Raw genomic sequence first — 1,205 nt, 5'->3', positions numbered from 1 at the left:
GCATACCCGTCGGTCTGCAGGTATCCCCGGAAGCTCCCCAGTACGGGCAACGGTGCGCTGCTTCCCCGGGTAGGGCTATAGTCAAACAATACCGTTCCATCCAACGGGGCATGGTATACCCAATAGTAGCCCTGGTGGGCAGCCCCTTTTTTATCGCTGTCCAGTACCCTGATCGGGGTCTCATCCACCTGAAGATAACCTTTGGCTTTGGTGTCGAAGACGAGTTGTTCATAAAGCGGGTGGAGTTTGATGAGCGCCTCTTTTGTCCAGCCCTCGATCGTGGAGGAAGGTATCCGGATGTTTTCCCTTGCCAAGCGCTGTTTCTGTCTGTAGAGCGGCAGGTGGTCCACGTATTTATCGGTCAGGATCATGGCCAGAAGGCCGGCCCCGGGGATGCCCTTGTCGATCACCCGCTCGGGAAGCTCGCCGATTTTCACCCCATCACAGCTTTTAGCAGCATATTTATAGCGGATATACCGTTTGATATAGAACTTTGCCGGCTCGCATTCCAGTTCTTCGGTGATTTCTTTGCCGATACAGACCATATCCGAGAGGTCACCCTCCGGGTGGATCTCGATTTCTTCTACCGGTAAGTGCCCAGGAAGTTTCGCGCGCCCTTTGTGGTTGGGGCGTTTGCGGACGTATTCAATCTTTTCTTTTATTTCCTCTCCCTGCTGCTCTGCCGCGGCGGGTTCCGCATCGAATGGCAGGGATGTCTGGTTAGGGTCACCTTCAAAGCGTTCGCGCTTCTGGCCGAACTGCATCCGCCTGTACATGGCCAGCTGCGATTCCAGGTAATCTATCTTTTCATCGCGCTCGGCCAGGGCCCGGTCACGGTCGGAAACCATCGCTAAAAGGTCTTTTTTTGACAGGTTTTCCAGTGCCGTTTGCATGGCATAAAAATACAAATAATCAGTGGTTTACGCAAGCAAAAAACGATGTTTTTGATTGCTTTAGACCACTTTTTTTAGTGAAAACCGATGCCGTCTGCGGCTCTTCTCCACAACGATCCCCTCCACCATCAGCACCAGCTCGCTCCAGTCGATCTCCCCGCCCGGCGAACTGGTTCTGGGCAGCGGGAAGGTGCCGCCCTCCAGCCTTTTGTAATACAGCACGAACCCGCCATGCTCCCAGTGCAAAAGCTTCATGTGCGTTCGGCGCCGGTTCAGGAAAACGAACACATCCCCGCCCGTGGCACCCCGGCC

2 protein-coding genes are annotated in these 1,205 nt (G+C 54.6%); both read right to left on the bottom strand.

What is annotated here, in order from left to right:
* Positions 1 to 893, bottom strand: an 893-nt coding sequence (gene tnpC / locus BLT04_RS18710) for an IS66 family transposase (protein ID WP_139166282.1), incomplete at its 3' end; no start/stop codon positions are given.
* Positions 894 to 953: 60 nt separating this feature from the next.
* A partial coding sequence (gene tnpB / locus BLT04_RS18705; RefSeq protein WP_139166281.1) for an IS66 family insertion sequence element accessory protein TnpB occupies positions 954 to 1,205 on the bottom strand: 252 nt, incomplete at its 5' end.

Origin of the sequence: Chryseobacterium soldanellicola (genome assembly GCF_900100115.1) — a bacterium.
GTDB lineage: Bacteria > Bacteroidota > Bacteroidia > Flavobacteriales > Weeksellaceae > Chryseobacterium > Chryseobacterium soldanellicola.
This window is presented reverse-complemented; position numbering and strand designations above follow the sequence as displayed.